The organism is Paenibacillus pasadenensis (genome assembly GCF_002864175.1).
GTDB lineage: Bacteria > Bacillota > Bacilli > Paenibacillales > Paenibacillaceae > Paenibacillus_O > Paenibacillus_O pasadenensis.
This window is the reverse complement of sequence record NZ_NFEZ01000004.1, coordinates 2,754,304-2,769,668: the sequence shown is the minus strand read 5'-3', so window position 1 is coordinate 2,769,668 and position 15,365 is coordinate 2,754,304. Positions and strand designations below refer to the sequence as shown.

The 15,365-nt window shown below is 57.4% G+C and carries 12 protein-coding genes; 6 read left to right on the top strand and 6 right to left on the bottom strand.

Translation table 11 applies throughout. The annotated features are described in order from the left end of the window. Positions 1-27: 27 nt before the first annotated feature. Both B8V81_RS21480 and B8V81_RS21475 read left to right on the top strand, forming a co-directional pair. Positions 28-744 (top strand): Crp/Fnr family transcriptional regulator, encoded by a 717-nt coding sequence (locus tag B8V81_RS21480; protein WP_164820153.1) that lies wholly within the window; start codon positions 28-30, stop codon positions 742-744. Further along, a complete protein-coding gene (locus B8V81_RS21475; protein ID WP_043110829.1) occupies positions 741-1,232 on the top strand; it encodes a DMT family transporter in 492 nt (163 codons plus the stop codon). The genes B8V81_RS21480 and B8V81_RS21475 overlap by 4 nt, the downstream gene beginning before the upstream one ends. Positions 1,233-1,405: 173 nt before the next feature. Here the strand turns inward: B8V81_RS21475 and B8V81_RS21470 are convergent, their stop codons facing one another. After that, positions 1,406-2,572 carry an MFS transporter gene (locus B8V81_RS21470; protein WP_028597236.1) on the bottom strand — a complete coding sequence of 389 codons (1,167 nt, stop codon included), beginning with the start codon at positions 2,570-2,572 and terminating at the stop codon, positions 1,406-1,408. A gap of 156 nt (positions 2,573-2,728) precedes the next feature. Between B8V81_RS21470 and B8V81_RS21465 the strand changes: the two genes are divergently transcribed. The 4 genes from B8V81_RS21465 (at position 2,729) to ndk (ending at position 7,637) form a co-directional block, all read left to right on the top strand. Continuing rightward, positions 2,729-3,094 (top strand): GIY-YIG nuclease family protein, encoded by a 366-nt coding sequence (locus B8V81_RS21465; protein WP_028597235.1) that lies wholly within the window; start codon positions 2,729-2,731, stop codon positions 3,092-3,094. 58 nt (positions 3,095-3,152) lie between these two features. Beyond that, positions 3,153-3,326: a DUF3934 family protein gene (locus tag B8V81_RS21460; protein WP_084136501.1), complete on the top strand. Its 174-nt coding sequence runs from the start codon at positions 3,153-3,155 to the stop codon at positions 3,324-3,326. 332 nt (positions 3,327-3,658) lie between these two features. Continuing rightward, positions 3,659-7,111, top strand: coding sequence for a CARDB domain-containing protein (locus B8V81_RS21455; RefSeq protein ID WP_101809146.1), 3,453 nt, complete (start codon positions 3,659-3,661; stop codon positions 7,109-7,111). Positions 7,112-7,232: 121 nt separating this feature from the next. Continuing rightward, positions 7,233-7,637 carry a nucleoside-diphosphate kinase gene (gene ndk / locus B8V81_RS21450; protein ID WP_028597233.1) on the top strand — a complete coding sequence of 135 codons (405 nt, stop codon included), beginning with the start codon at positions 7,233-7,235 and terminating at the stop codon, positions 7,635-7,637. A gap of 133 nt (positions 7,638-7,770) precedes the next feature. On the opposite strand, the gene B8V81_RS21445 is transcribed toward ndk, so the two are convergent. The 5 genes from B8V81_RS21445 to B8V81_RS25005 all read right to left on the bottom strand — a co-directional run bounded on the left by B8V81_RS21445 (position 7,771) and on the right by B8V81_RS25005 (position 15,190). Next, positions 7,771-8,829 (bottom strand): hemolysin family protein, encoded by a 1,059-nt coding sequence (locus B8V81_RS21445; protein ID WP_028597232.1) that lies wholly within the window; start codon positions 8,827-8,829, stop codon positions 7,771-7,773. Between the two features lie 162 nt (positions 8,830-8,991). Then, complete coding sequence (locus B8V81_RS21440) at positions 8,992-11,961, bottom strand: Tn3 family transposase (protein ID WP_028598545.1); 2,970 nt, start codon at positions 11,959-11,961, stop codon at positions 8,992-8,994. 14 nt (positions 11,962-11,975) lie between these two features. Further along, the gene (locus tag B8V81_RS21435; RefSeq protein ID WP_006211804.1) at positions 11,976-12,893 is read right to left on the bottom strand and encodes a tyrosine-type recombinase/integrase; all 918 of its coding nucleotides are present in this window, start codon (positions 12,891-12,893) and stop codon (positions 11,976-11,978) included. A 267-nt stretch (positions 12,894-13,160) separates the two neighbouring features. Further along, positions 13,161-13,505, bottom strand: a complete 345-nt coding sequence (locus tag B8V81_RS21430) for a hypothetical protein (RefSeq protein WP_006211803.1) — start codon at positions 13,503-13,505, stop codon at positions 13,161-13,163. Between the two features lie 14 nt (positions 13,506-13,519). Continuing rightward, on the bottom strand, positions 13,520-15,190 hold the full coding sequence (locus B8V81_RS25005) for a serine-rich family protein (protein ID WP_139787294.1): 1,671 nt from the start codon (positions 15,188-15,190) through the stop codon (positions 13,520-13,522). Between the last annotated feature and the right edge of the window lie 175 nt (positions 15,191-15,365).

Sequence of the window (15,365 nt, the reverse complement as noted above, 5' to 3'; positions counted from 1 at the left end):
GGGCAGCGCCAGAGAGGAGGAATGAGGATGGAAAGCGAAGCGGAGACGATCCGGCGGCATCTGCTTGAGCTGGGCCTCGGCGAGGCGATTCCGCCGGAGCTGGCGCGGCGGGCGTCGCTCGTCACGGCCGAGCCGGGCGAGGCGATCGTCCGCCAGGGCGGACGATCGGACAGCCTGCTGCTGCTCGCCGCGGGCAAGATCAAGGTGTACACGACGACGCCGGACGGCAAGTCGCTCATCCTCTCGTTCCTCGGACCGCCAGAGATGCTCGGCGACATCGAGTACGTGCAGCGCGGGCTGGAGCTGATGAATACGGTCGAGGCGGTCACGCCGGCGACGCTCATCCGCATCCCGTACCGCGAGGCGGACCGGCTGGCCGCCGATCATGCGCCGTTCCTGCGCTTCCTGCTCGGGGTCATCACGCGCAAGTTCCAGATGAAGAACAACTCGCTCAGCTTCAACCTGCTCTATCCGGTCGAGGTGCGGCTCGCCAGCTATCTGCTCAGCGTCTGCGGAGCGGAGGACGGCCGCGAGTCTGCCCGGCTGGAAGCCGGCGCGCTGCGAGACGCGGCGAACCTGATCGGCACGAGCTACCGGCATCTGAACCGGGTGCTGCTGCAGTTCGCGCGCGACGGGCTCATCGAGCGGGCGCGCTCGAGCATCGCGGTCCGCGACCGGGACGCGCTTGCGGCGCTCGCGCAGGAAAACATCTACGAACCGAAATCGGGAGGACGATCGGAATGACGGGCATCATCTGGGCTGTGGCATCGGGACTGCTGCTGAGCCTGCAAAATCTGTTCAACGCGAACGTCGACCGCAAAGCCGGCATGTGGACGACGACGACGCTCGTGCTCGGCATGGGCTTCGCGGCGGCGCTGCTGCTCGGGCTGGCGGCGGAAGGAGCGGCGCTGTTCCAGCTGGCCGGCATGGAGCCGTGGTTCGCCTTCAGCGGCCTGATCGGCATCGGCGTCGTCACCTGCATGGTGCAGGGCGTGAAGCGGCTCGGTCCGACGTTCGCCGTCAGCCTCGCGCTCTGCTCGCAGCTGGCGTTCGCCATGCTGTGGGACTCGATGGGCTGGCTCGGCCTGGAGCGGGTGCCGCTGGAGCCGACGCGGCTCGCCGGCGTGTTGCTGCTGGCTGCGGGCATCGTCGTGTTCAAGCTCGGCGGCCGCGGCCGTAGCAAGGAGCGGGTCCTGCCCGCCGCTGCGGAAGCGGGGCAGGACATCGCGTGAGGGGAGCCTGCGGGCGGAGCCGCCCTTGACTAGGATCTGATCTGCAAAAAAAGCGGGACGAAACCGGCAGCATGCCGGGCTCGTCCCGCTTTTTTGTCCTATGGAATCAAGCGGTCCGCATGACGGCCGAACGTCCGTCCGGCTGCCGTCTGCGCCGTGCGCCTATCCGCTCGTCAGCCCGCGCGCGACGCTCCCGGCAGCCCGCGCTTCTCCAGCAGGCGGATCGCGAGCGCGAATAGCGCGAGCGCCGCGAGCAGCAGCAGGCCGGCGTAGCGGAACACGTCCTGCAGGCTCGACGCCTCGACCGCGTAGCCGCCAGCATAGGTGCCGATGATGCGCGCCGCGCCCGCGTTCAGCAGCGCGTTCAGCGTCTGCCCGCTCGCCCGCAGCTCCGGCGCGACCTCTTTGTTGATGTACACCGACATCGTGACGGCGACGACGATGAACGTCAGCCCGTGCAGCGCCTGCACCGCGAGCGCGCCGTAGATCGAGCCGATCTCCGCGTACAGGAGCCAGCGCAGCGCCGACACGCCGCCTGCCGCCAGCAGGATCGCCGAGACGGAGAACCGTTTCAGGATGAGGGCGCTGAGCAGCAGGAACGGCAGCTCTCCGAGCGCGGAGACGACCATCGACCAGCCGAGCAGGTCTTTGCCGGCTCCGATCTCCGTGAAGTAGAGCGGGAAGAACGCGTAGTAGTAGCCGAGCGTCATATGGATGGCGAAGCAAAGGCCCATATAGAGCATGAGCCGGCGGTTGCGGAGCAGATGCAGGAAATTCAGCTTGCGGCCGCCGAACTGATGGCCCCGCACGCGCGGGTAGAGCAGGAGCAGCAGCAGCGTCGCGCCCATGACGGCCGCGTAGGCCGTGAACATGCCTTCGAGCCGGACCTTTTCCGCATAGATGCCGAAGCCGACGCTCATCGCCGCGAAGCCGAGCGTGCCGCCGATCCGGATGCGGCCGAAGCGGGACGCTTCGCGGCCTAGCGCCTCCAGCGTGATCGCGTCGGTGATCGCGCCGGTGGAGCTTTGGAACAGGGTGAACAGCCCGACTGCGACGATCAGCCACGGCAGCGCGGACGACAGCGGGAACAGCAGCATCGACAGGCCGCTGCCCGCCAGCAGCGCCGCGAGCACGGCGTTTTTGGAGCGGGCCTTGTCCGCGAGCGAGCCCCATGCCGGCTGGGCCAGCACGGCGATGAACGGGCCGATGCTGAGCAGCAGGCCGATGTCGGAGCTGCCGTATCCGAGCTGGCGGAAATAGACCGGCGCAAACGTCCCGTAAATGGCATTGGCCGAATAAAGCACGAAATAGAACCAAAAGTACAGCTTCAGCGAGTTCATCTTGATCTTCCTTTCCAACCCCATCCATCTTACCTCTGACGGGCCGATCCGCCAAGCGAAGCCGAAAAAACAAGCCGCCGACGGTTGACAGGCCGAGGAGCGGACGTTAGAATTTACTAAATTACTGATTTAGTGAATCAGAAAGCGAGGCATCCGATGGACAAGAACCGGCGCAAGGAGCTGCAGGAGCAATACAAGGAAATGAAGACCTACCTCGGCGTCATCCGCCTCACGAACCGGACGAACGGCAAGATCTTTCTCGCCGCCTACCCGAACCTGAAAAACAAGTGGACGACGCTGCAAGCGCAGCTGCGCATGGGCAGGTTCGCCAATCTCGACGTGCAGCGCGACTGGAACGAGCACGGGGAGGAGGCGTTCGAGTACGCGGAGCTGGAACGCAAGGAATTCGATCCGGTCAAGATGACCGACATCAAGTGGGAGCTCAAGCTGCTGCTGAAGCCTTGGCTCGAGAAGCTGCAGCCGTATGGAGACGCCGGCTACAACCGCCTTTCGCGCGATTAGATTTGCCCCCGGCTCTCCGATCGGGTACGATGGGGAGACGAATGGAGCTGAGACGAACATGAGCAAGTCCAAAGGCGGCGGCACAGGCCGCGGCACGGGCAAAAAGGGCTGGAACCGCTGGCAGGCCGCCGAGCGGCGGGCCAAGAGCAAGCCCAAGCCCTATGTGAGCAAGGGGCTGCAGAAAAAGGCCGAGGAAGCGAAGGCGGCGCGCCAGAGCGAGCCTTCCAGCTGAGCGCTTCCCTGAGCGGAACTCTTCGCTGAAGCCCGTTCAGGCGGGGCGAGCGCGCCTCGCCTGAGCGAGTCCGATATCACCTGAACCTCGGCAGCTTCAGCCGAAGGGCATAGCGGTTCCCCCGGCAGACGCTGCCGGGGGTTTTTGCCGTCCCCTCCCGATGCGGTCCCGACCGGCGCTTGCATGGAATCGCACCTGATTGTCGTAGGATCGCCCCTCAGCGCGCGGCCGAGCCTGACTTATAATGGGGGTATCTTTCCGGGGAAAGGAGGCTTCCGCAAGCGAAAGGAAGGTTTGCAAACGCTGTCATTAAAGGGAGGAAGAAAACGTACATGAACTTCAAGTCCATCTCGCTCGCCGGACTGCTGCTGCTCACGACGGTGCTGGCTGCCGTAGGGCCGTCGCGCCCGGCGGAAGCGGCAGGCGGTCCCAATCTCGCTCTCGGCAAGGCGGTCTCCTCGAGCGGCTACACGCAGACGTACGCTCCGGAAAACGTCCGCGACGGCAATGCGGGCACATACTGGGAAAGCACGAACAACGCCTTCCCGCAGTGGGTCCAGGTCGATCTGGGCGCCAGCGTCTCCATCGATCAGGTCGTCATGAAGCTGCCCGCTTCCTGGGAGAAGCGGACCCAGACGCTGACGATCCAGGGCAGCGCGAACGGAAGCAGCTTCTCGACGCTGGCCGCCTCGGCGAGCTATGTGTTCGACCCAGCCGCGGGCGGCAACGCGGCGACGGCGAGCTTTTCGGCCGCCAGCGCTCGCTACGTCCGCCTGAGCTTCTCGGGGAACACCGCATGGCCGGCCGCGCAGCTGTCCGAGCTGGAAATCTACGGCGCTTCCGCTCCATCTCCGACCCCGACCGCGACGCCTACGGCAACGCCAACCCCAACCCCGACATCTACGCCTACGGCAACGCCGACTCCGACACCTACGCCTACGGCAACCCCGACGGCGACGCCGACCCCGGCTCCGGGCTCCAATGTCGCCATCGGCAAGCCGATCAGCGCGTCGAGCAGCACGCAGACGTATGTCGCGGCCAACGCCAACGACAATTCGACCTCGACCTACTGGGAGGGCGGCGGCAACCCGAGCAGCCTGACGCTGGATCTCGGGGCGAACCATCAGATCACGTCGATCGTGCTCAAGCTGAATCCGGCGACGGAATGGGCAACGCGCAACCAGACGATCCAGGTGCTCGGCCATGACCAGACGACGACCAGCTTCACGAGCCTGAAGGCCGCGCAGTCCTACACGTTCAATCCGGCGACGGGCAACACCGTGACGATCCCGCTCAGCGCGACCGTCAAGCGGCTGCAGCTGGCCATCTCCGTCAACAGCGGCGCTCCGGCCGGACAGATCGCCGAGTTCCAGGTGTTCGGCACGCCGGCGGCCAATCCGGATCTGACGATCCAGACGATGAGCTGGACGCCGTCCGCTCCGGCCGAGGACAGCGCGATCACGCTGACGGCGACCGTCCGCAACAGCGGCAGCGCAGCCGCCGCGGCATCCTCGGTCGGCTTTTATGTGAACGGCGAGCTGGCCGGAACCGCAGCCGCTCCCGCGCTGGCAGCCGGCGCGTCGGCGAACGTATCGCTGGCGATCGGCGCCAAGGCGGCCGGCTCCTACGCGATCGGCGCCAAGGCCGATGAGGGCAATGCCGTCTTCGAGCAGAACGAGAGCAACAACAGCTATGCGCATCCGTCCAATCTGACCGTCTCGCCGCTGTCCAGCTCCGACCTCGTCGGCACCGTCTCCTGGACGCCGTCCGCTCCGTCGGCCGGCAGCAGCGTGAGCTTCACCGTACAGCTGAAAAACCAGGGCACGATCGCCACCGCAGGCGGCGCGCATCCGGTCAGCGTGACGCTCAAGACGTCCGCGGGCGCGACCGTGCAGACGTTCAGCGGCTCGTACACGGGCAGCCTCGCGCCAGGCGCGACGGCGAACGTCGCGCTCTCCGGCAGCTGGACGGCCGTCAGCGGCTCGTACACGGCCGCGCTCTCCGTGACCGCCGACGGCAACGAGCTGCCCGCCAAGCAAGGCAACAACGCCAGCCAGACGCCGCTTACGGTCTACTCCGCCCGCGGCGCGAGCGTGCCGTACACGCGCTACGACACGGAAGACGCGACGCGCGGCGGCGGAGCGGCGCTCATGACCGCGCCGACGTTCAACCAGGCGCTGACCGCCTCGGAAGCGTCCGGCCAAGCCTACATCTCGCTGCCGTCGAGCGGCTCCTACGCGCAGTGGACCGTCCGTCCGAACGAAGGCGGAGCGGGCGTCACGATGCGCTACACGATGCCCGACTCGGCCGACGGCATGGGCCTGAGCGGCTCGCTCGACCTGTACGTCAACGGGACCAAGGTGAAAAACGTGCCGGTCTCGTCCTACTACAACTGGCAGTACTTCTCCGGCGACATGCCGGCTGACGCTCCGGGCGGCGGCAGGCCGCTGTTCCGCTTCGACGAGGTGCACTGGAAGCTCGACACGCCGCTGCAGCCGGGCGACGTCGTGCGCGTCCAGAAGCCGGCCGGAGACAGCATCGAGTACGGCGTCGACTTCCTCGAGATCGAGAACGTTCCGGCCGCGATCGCGCAGCCGGCGAACTCCGTCTCCGTGACGCAGTACGGCGCCGTCGCGAACGACGGCCAGGACGATCTGGCCGCCTTCAAGGCCGCCGTGACCGCAGCCGTGTCGGGCGGCAAGACGCTGTACATCCCGACCGGCACGTTCCATTTGAACGGCATGTGGGAAATCGGCTCGGCCAGCAGCATGATCCAGAACCTGACGATCACCGGCGCGGGCATGTGGCATACGAACATCCAGTTCACCAACCCGAACGCGGCATCCGGCGGCATCTCGCTGCGTATCTCGGGCAAGCTGGACTTCAGCAACGTCTATCTGAACTCCAAGCTGCGCTCGCGCTACGGCCAGAACGCCATCTACAAAGGCTTCATGGACAACTTCGGCACGAACTCGTCCATCCGCAATGTCTGGGTCGAGCACTTCGAATGCGGCTTCTGGGTCGGCGACTACGCCCATACGCCGGCGATCACGGCGACCGGCCTCGTCATCGAGAACAGCCGCATCCGCAACAATCTGGCCGACGGCGTCAACTTCGCCCAAGGCACGAGCGGCTCGACCGTCCGCAACAGCAGCGTCCGGGGCAACGGCGACGACGGCCTCGCCGTCTGGACGAGCGACGTGAACGGCGCTCCGGCCGGCGTCAACAACACGTTCTCGTCCAATACGATCGAGAACAACTGGCGCGCGGCGGGCATCGCCTTCTTCGGCGGCAGCGGCCACAAGGCCGAGCGCAACGTCATCGTCGACTGCGTCGGCGGCTCCGGCCTGCGCATGAACACGGTGTTCCCGGGCTACCATTTCGCGAACAATACCGGCATCACGTTCTCCGATACGACGATCCTGCGCTGCGGCACGAGCCAGGATCTGTACAACGGCGAGCGCGGCGCGATCGACCTGGAAGCGTCCAATGACGCGATCCGAAACGTGACGTTCACGAACATCGACATCGTCGACGCCCAACGCGACGGCATCCAGTTCGGCTACGGCGGCGGCTTCTCCAACATCGTGTTCAACTCCGTCACGATCAACGGCACCGGCCGCGACGGCATCACGACCTCGCGCTTCTCCGGACCGCATCTAGGGGCGGCGATCTTCACCTATACCGGCAACGGCGCCGCCACGTTCAACAATCTGCAGACGAGCAACATCGCCTATGCCGGCACGAACTACGTGCAGAGCGGCTTCAATCTGACCTTCAACTAGGCAGGACCTCGGGCGGTCTTTGTCGAACTGTTTCCTGTGGGTGCGAACATGTGACATCGCTCACGCCGGACATGGCCTCATGTCAGGTACGATGAAGCAGGAAGCAGAAGGAGGAAGGCAGATGAGCGAAAGAGCATTCGTCATGATCAAGCCCGACGGGGTACGGAGGGGACTGATCGGAGAGATCGTCTCCCGCTTCGAGAAGAAGGGCCTGTCCGTCGTCAAGGCGGAGCTGATCCAGGTCAGCGAGGCGACCGCCAAGGAGCATTACGGCCATCTGGAAGCAAAGCCGTTCTTCCGCGAGCTGGTCGACTACATCACGTCCGGCCCTTCGTTCGCGATGATCGTGGAAGGCACGGCGGCGGTGAAGAACTCCCGCTATCTGATCGGCGCGACCAACCCGGCGGATGCCGCGCCCGGCACGATCCGCGGCGACTACGGCCTCGACGTGTCGGAAAACGTCATCCACGGCTCCGACTCCATCGACAACGCCCGCATCGAAATCGAGCGCTTCTTCATCCGCTGAGCGGCGTCAGCTCGGCCGAATGAGAGCCGCAACAAGAAAGAAGCCTCGCGCCAAGTGCGCGAGGCTTCTTCATGTCGACGCGAGCACCTGACCTGACCCGGCGCTCCAGCCCGTCCGGCCCGCGCACGCTGCGCTAGAAGGCGGACAGCGGCTGGCCGGCAGCTTCGTCGCGGATGTCGCCGACGATCTCCTCCAGGATGTCCTCCAGCGTCACGAGGCCGGCCGGGGCTCCGGCTTCGGTCATGACGAGCGCCATATGGGCGCGGCTCTGCTGCATCTTGATCATGACGTCGCGGATCGAGGCGCTCTCCTTGAAGCGGGGGAGCGGATGCGTGAGCGTATCGAGTCCGGCTTTGCGGCCGGCGGCCATGCCCGTCAGCATCTCCTTGGCGTTGATGTAGCCGAGGTAGCCGCCGCCGCTCGGCGCGGCGACCGGATAGCGGGTGTAGCCATGCCGGTCCATCTGCTCGAGCAGCGCCTCCGGAGGCAGGCCGCCGGGCACCGAGACGATCGAAACCTGCGGAATCATGATCTCGCCGACCTTGCGGCCGTCGAAGTCGAACAGATTGTTCAGGTAGTCGAGCTCGGTGCGGTTGATCTCGCCGCTCTCGTAGCTCTGGGCGACGATCAGCCGCAGCTCCTCCTCGGAGTGCACCGAATCATGTCCGGCCGGCTTGACGCCGAACAGGCGGAGCAAGGCGCGGGCGGAGTTATTGAGCGCGACGATGATCGGGTACATGATTTTGCCGAACGTATAGAGAGGTCCGGCGAGCAGCAGCGTCATCTTCTCGGCATACTGGATGGCGAGCGTCTTGGGAGCGAGCTCGCCGATGACGACGTGCAGAAACGTGATGATCGACAGAGCGATCGCATACGACAGCACGGTCGAGACGGCCGCCGGCACGTCGAAGCGCTCGAACAGCGGGTGAAGCATGCGCTCGACCGTCGGCTCGCCGAGCGCGCCGAGCACGAGCGCGGTAATCGTGATGCCGAGCTGGCAGGCGGACAGGTAGTAGTCGAGATCCGCCGCCACCTTGCGCGCTTTGACCGCTTTTTTGCTGCCTTCGGCGACGAGCTGGTCGAGCCGGGACATCCGGACCTTGAGGATCGCGAACTCGGCTCCGACAAAAAAGGCGGTGAGGCCGATGAATACCGCCACCAAAAAGAGATTCAAGCCAATGATTCCATCCAAGCGGATTCCCTCCATGAGGAGGGATTCACCTCCATCTTATCGATTGAAGGGGTACCGCCAACATTTTAACGATAATATACGCTAAGCCTTCGGATGTACCTGGCTTAGCGTTTTTTCTTACTCTAAGCCCAATAGTCCGGGCTACACCGCCCGGACTACCGATCACTCACCTTCCTGTTGTTTCAGCGGTCGTAATGAGTTGAGAGACGTATTCTGCTTGAAGTTGAATTTGTATTCACCTAGAAAATTGATGTGCTCCCATCCAAGGGGGGAAATGTGATTTAGCAGTTCTTCCTGAAGCTTACCTTGCTTTTTGCGGTGTTCAGTTGCCTGCTGGAGATAGACGGTATTCCAAACGCTAATTGCATTGATGATAATGTTCAACGCACTTGCCCGTTGGAGCTGATCTTGTAGCGCACGTTCCCGCAGTTCGCCATGTTTGCCGAAGAAGATCGCTCTGGCCAATGCGTTCATGGCTTCTCCTTTGTTCAACCCCCGATGGATTTTTCTCCGCAGCGCCTCGCTCGAAAGGTAATCCAGAATGAAGATCGTTTTCTCGATACGCCCCATTTCTCTCAGCGCGGTAGCCAAGCTGTTTTGTCTTGCATAGGAACCGATTTTCCCCATAATGAGTGATGCTGAAACGGTTCCTTCCCGGATGGAGTGAGCCAGCCGGAGTACATCGTCGTAGTTCTCTTGAATGATCTTTGTATTAATCTGTCCGCGAAGCAGCTTCTCCAATTTAGGGAAAATGGACGGTTTTCCGATAGCGTAGAGCTTGGAATCAGCCAAGTCGCGTAAGCGCGGCGCAAAGCGAAATCCAAGCAAATGCGTTAAACCAAAGACTTGATCGGTGTAACCGGCTGTATCCGTATAATGCTCCTCAATGGACAAGTCCGTTTCGTGGTGGAGCAAACCGTCGATGACGTGTACGGCATCCCGAGCGTTCGTATTGATGACTTTCGTATAGAACGTGGAAAACTGGTCGCTCACGAAGCGATATATCGTTGCTCCTTTTCCGGTCCCGTAGTGAGGATTCGCATCTGCGTGAAGAGACGATACACCGATCTGGACGCGCATTCCATCAGATGAGGAGGTAGTGCCATTCCCCCAATATGAAGGCAGCGCCAGCTTATGATGAAAATTGACAAGAACAGCTTGCGCTTTATTCATCGCGTCTTCGTACAGCCGCCATTGAGCTGTATTGGCCATTTGCCGATATGAAATGCTCGGCGTGGCTTCAGCCATCTTCGTAAGCCCGATGTTCGTTCCCATTGCCATAAGGGTAGCCATAAGGATTGTTGTTTCTTCCTCGTTCGGAGCGCGGTTACTGGAAGCGTGAATAAACTGCTCATGAAAATTCGTCCAGTTGGCTACTTCCATGAGCAGATCCGTAAGCTTAATTCGTGGTAGCAGCTCATAGAGGGAAAGACTGAAATTTCGGGATTCATCGGGAACATCTTTCTCCAATCGCTCAATGTGCAATTTCCCGTTCTCCAAATTTACTCCGTCCAGCTCATCGATGTGATCCGAAACCCAATTTAATCTTTGAAGAAGTGCTTCAATCCGTTCTTCAAGATATTCCTTTGCGGACAAACTGACGGCAAGCTTTGTAGCGTTAGGATCAATGCCATTCCAATCGGCTTTCGGAACAAGGTATTCCTCGAAATCCTTATGCTGACGGCTTCCGACTATGGACACGTCCCCGGAACGAACGTAATTCCGCAACTCTGTCAGGACAGCCATTTCGTAGTAATGCCGGTTGATCGTTCCGTCATCGTCGTAAACGTGCTTTTGCCAGCGGTTCGAAACGAAGTTCAGCGGCGCGCCTTCCGGAACCTTCCGCTTCCCGGTTTCATTCATATCCCGGATGATATCGACCGCCTTCATTAGCGGCTCTGCGGACTTAGTTGACCGAAATTCCAACGATTTTAGCAGCGTTGGCGTGTATTTTCGGAGCGCATAGAATTTCTTTTCTAACAAGTCCAAGTAGTCGTAATCAACTGGTCGCGCCAGCCGTTTAGCTTCCTCCACGGATGCGACGACCTGATCCCACGGCATGACGGCATCAAGAGCAACAAACGGATCAATGCCTTCGCTTCGGGCCTTAATAAGAGCGGCTCCAAGATCGGCAAAGTGAACAACCTTTTCGTTGATCGATTTACCGTTTTGCTTTTGAAGTTCCTCTTGGGCCTTTCTCCCTTTGGAAAGCAGTATCATAATCTGCCGGTCATGAATCTCGAAAGCCAGGTCTGTCAAATCCTGAATTAGTTCCAATAGGTACGCTACTAAAATCGCGTACTTTTTCGGATCATTAAAACGTCTGAAAGAATGAGGTTCGTAACGCGAACCGATTTTAGAAAGTTGACGTAGACGGTTCGGATGGATGCCTTTCGTATCGACTTGCAGCTGCAAGTCGCGTAAGTATTCGAGTTTTTCAATCACCTTCAAAAAAGAATCCGGAGAGCTAGTACCTGGAATTTCCCTTAACCATGCTAAGTAGGTTTTGCTACTTTCCGGCATGGTGGTTAAGACGCGATCCAGCTTAGCAATTTGTAATTCTGTCAGTGAACTGCTGAGCAGCTTGAATATTTTTTCTTCTGTTCGTTTGCGCGTTTCCCAAACGGCTCTTTCAATTGTAGCCATTGAAGGGAGAATGATTTTACGCTTACGTAAATCTTCGAGTGCGAGTTGAATCAGGTGTAAGGGATTGCCGTTTGCCATTGCATGGCTAAATAGATGCTTGCACAAAGAACGATATTCGCTCAAGGTGAATGTCTGGTAGCCATATTCTTTCCGGATCTCATCCAGATGCTCGTACTTCGTTGCTTCTCGGTCGCCGTAAGATGCAAAAGACTCCACATCGGCATTGATTTGCTTTGCAATATGACGAAGAATTTGAACCGGCACTTCTTTTGTATCAGAAAGTGTCCAGCCGAGATAACGAAGTACGCACAGCTGCACGGCAAAGCCGAGTCGATTATAATCTCTTCGCCGCTGCTGTATGATTTCAAGGTCATGCTGTGTAAATGTGAAATAAGTGCCCAATTCCCATTCGCCAAGATCAGGCGGTATCTGCAAATAATGCAGCCGTTCCTCCGGAGTTAGCAGTTCCCTTACTCTCGCGTACATCGTACTTCATCCCCCTATTGCCAAGCTATTTTTTCGACTTCCGCTTGCAGATCCGCACGGGTTGCCTTGACGTAAATCATCGTTGTGTCCAGACTATCGTGTCCCATAATTTGCGCCAAGCGGTGCAACGGCGTGTTTTCTGCCATCACATAGCCGAACCGGTGCCGTAGATCGTGGGCGCTCAATCCTTCGAGCCGGGCTGCTTTCATATATTTTTGAATTAAATGACGTAAAGCACGTTCGGTTAATCGATCGCCGGTCTTTTCAGATGGAAACAGAAAAGGACTGTGCGGAGGGAGTTCTGCCAGATATTTTTCTAAAGCAACTCTACACGTGGCGTTCAAAGGAACTTCCCTCTGTTTATTTCGTTTTCCGGATCGGACCGTAAGCTGACCACTACGTTTACCGATTTGAATATCTCCGGGAGCCAAGTCACACACTTCCATGCTTCGTAAGCCCGTGTGAAACATCACGATTAGAATCGTCTGATCCCGAAGAGAACCGCCATGCTCGGCCGCAGCAACCAAAGCAGCTTCTTCTTTGTCTGTCATCTGTCTGGGGCTTACCTTTTCTTCCGGAACCAATTTAACCGGCTTCGAAGGGTCGCGGCGAATCCTGGATTCTGACACGGCCCATTCAAAAAAACGTTTCAGGGTAATAAGCCGCCGGTTAATGGTCGCCGGTTTCAATTCCATTATTTTTTGTGCTGCTTCCCTATATCGCGTTAATGTTGGAGTAGCCACATCTTCAATTCGAAATATAATCTCTTCCTCTTGGTGGTAGGCGGTCTCAAACCAGCCGATGAAATGTTTTAGGTCGCTTGCATACTCTTTTAGTGTTTTGGGATTCAAATCTTCGTGGGTGGTGAGAGCGTGAATGAAGTCCTGAATCGTCTGATCGCCCTGTTCCGAAATCCCCGGTGTTTCTCTCATTAGCAAAGCCTCCAAATCTTGTCTTACATTAGCGGACATGATATTCTTATTTTAACCGAAACATTAGCGGACATCAAGTGTATGCTTTGAAAACACCAAATGACCGCTAATCTTAATTAGCGGTCATTTAATATTAGGAGATCATTCCTTCATGATGGTTCGTAGAGACGATTTGCGCAACCGAGGAAACACTCGTGCAGCAAATGAATCGGCAACGAATCGCGCTATAGGAATCGTTTCTGCGCGATACTTCACGAAGCATATTTTTTATTTTAATATCAATTCGATGATGTTGCTTGTTTTGCCACCGGATGACGAACTTTTTTGACGCATTGTCATCCTCCCTGCACCTGCCATTTCCACGAGAATTTGCCCGATGGCGTTTGTGGTATCAATCACCATGTTTTTGATTGCTTTAGGTTCCAGCGTCACCCCGTTGTCGATGGCTGTGCCATCGATCACACTTGGCAATACATTGCCGTTTGCACTGTCTTTGACGACCATGTTAATATTTTTTTCTTCGTCGCTGCCATTGTTGATCGCCACCGAAAGTGTGGTTTCTCCGTTTTTGCGAGACATCGTGAACGTGGTTTTTGAACTGTTTTCAAGCATGGGTAAACGCCTCCTTAAGCGATTGAATTATTTTGGTTTAACATATCAAAAATGCGCTGTTGTTTATTTTTTTCATCATCGAGCAGTTTGGAAATAATCCCTTCCAAATTCGTCGTCCCCGACGTGCCGCAGGTACAGCCGCTTGTTGATCCGCTAGAAGGCTGACAGTTACAGCAGGTACGGCATTTGCAAAACAAAAGCAATAAGGCTAAAAGCACGGAATTGTCGCTAATTTGAATTTGATTGCCAACGGTGAAGTTGTTGCCATTGGAGACGGTGTTTGCCGAGTTGTTTGCCGAGCTCGCTAACCCGTTTGCCGTGCTCACTAAGGCGCTGTTGTAGTCAAAGGTGTTGTTGGATTCACTGGTATTCGTGGATTCGTTGGTGGCGCAGCTGGTGGAGTTTAACGTGCTGTTGGCGGTGCTTGCGTTGTCGTTCGTTGAAGAGTTGTCAGCATTGGAGGTATTGGTGGTAGTATTATCGCCTGTCGACGCTGTTGCTGTAGGCGTAGAGGTGTTATCACCTGTGGTGGCAGTGGCACTGGTTGTGGATGAATTATCGCCAGTGGTTGAGGAACTGTCACCTGCACTCGATGTAGCATCTGTATCCGATGAGTTTGTTGCAGGACCACTTGTTGTGGTTGACGTATTATCACCATTCGTTGATGTGCTATCACCTGAGCTGCTGGTGGCGTCCGTATCCGATGAGTTGGCCGCAGGACCACTACTTGTGGTGGAGGTATTATCTCCATTGGTGGAGGTACTATCACCCGATGACGAAGTGCTGGTGGCGTCTGATGCGTTGTTCGAGCCGCTAGTTGAGGTTAATGTATCGGTCACGGTAGCCGAACTATCATTATCACTGTTGTTGGTTGCACCACTGGTGGAATTAACCGTTTCGTTAATGGTAGAGTCACTATCGGTATTAGAGGTATTGTTCGAGCCGCTTGTGCTTGTTAATGTGTCATTGACAGTAGCCGAACTATCATTATCACTGTTGTTGGTTGCACCACTGGTGGAATTAACCGTTTCGTTAATGGTAGAGTCACTATCGGTATTAGAGGTATTGTTCGAGCCGCTTGTGCTTGTTAATGTGTCATTGACAGTAGCCGAACTATCATTATCACTGGTGTTGGTTGCACCACTGGTGGAATTAACCGTTTCGTTAATGGTAGAGTCACTATCGGTATTAGAGGTATTGTTCGAGCCGCTTGTGCTTGTTAATGTGTCATTGACAGTAGCCGAACTATCGTTATCACTGGTGTTGGTTGCACCACTGGTGGAATTAACCGTTTCGTTAATGGTAGAGTCACTATCGGTATTAGTGGCGTTCGTTGCCGTACTTTGGTTATCGACTTTTTCGAAAATTTTCGAGTCGCTGTCGCTTTCCGAATGATTTTTAGCGCCACTTTCGCTTGTAAGTTGATCGTTAATGGTGGATCCGCTGTCGTTATCATTTGTGCTTGTGGCATTACTAATGGCATGAGCTTGGTTTTTAGCAAGGTTTTTAGCAAGGTTTTTAGCAAGGCTTTTGGCAATCGCCTTGTCGATCGCCTTGGCTAAGGAAATCGTCACTTTGACAGGCGGCTTGCGGTGTTTGTGTTTTTTACGATGACAGCTACACGCTGTTTGCTGGGAAGATTTTTTTTTGCAGGTTGTTTTTCTTTTTCTAAATTCCTTTGTCATTACTTCTATCCTCTCCTTTGATGGGGGTAGTTGACTACCCTTTAGTATATTTGCCTGCTATTAACTCGGAAACGGCGAATCTACCTATAAATTTTTGTCCATCTATCAAATACACAGAAAATGGGCAAAAAAAGAAGAAGACGAAAAAGAGCGGAACGGCAATCGTTCCGCTCTT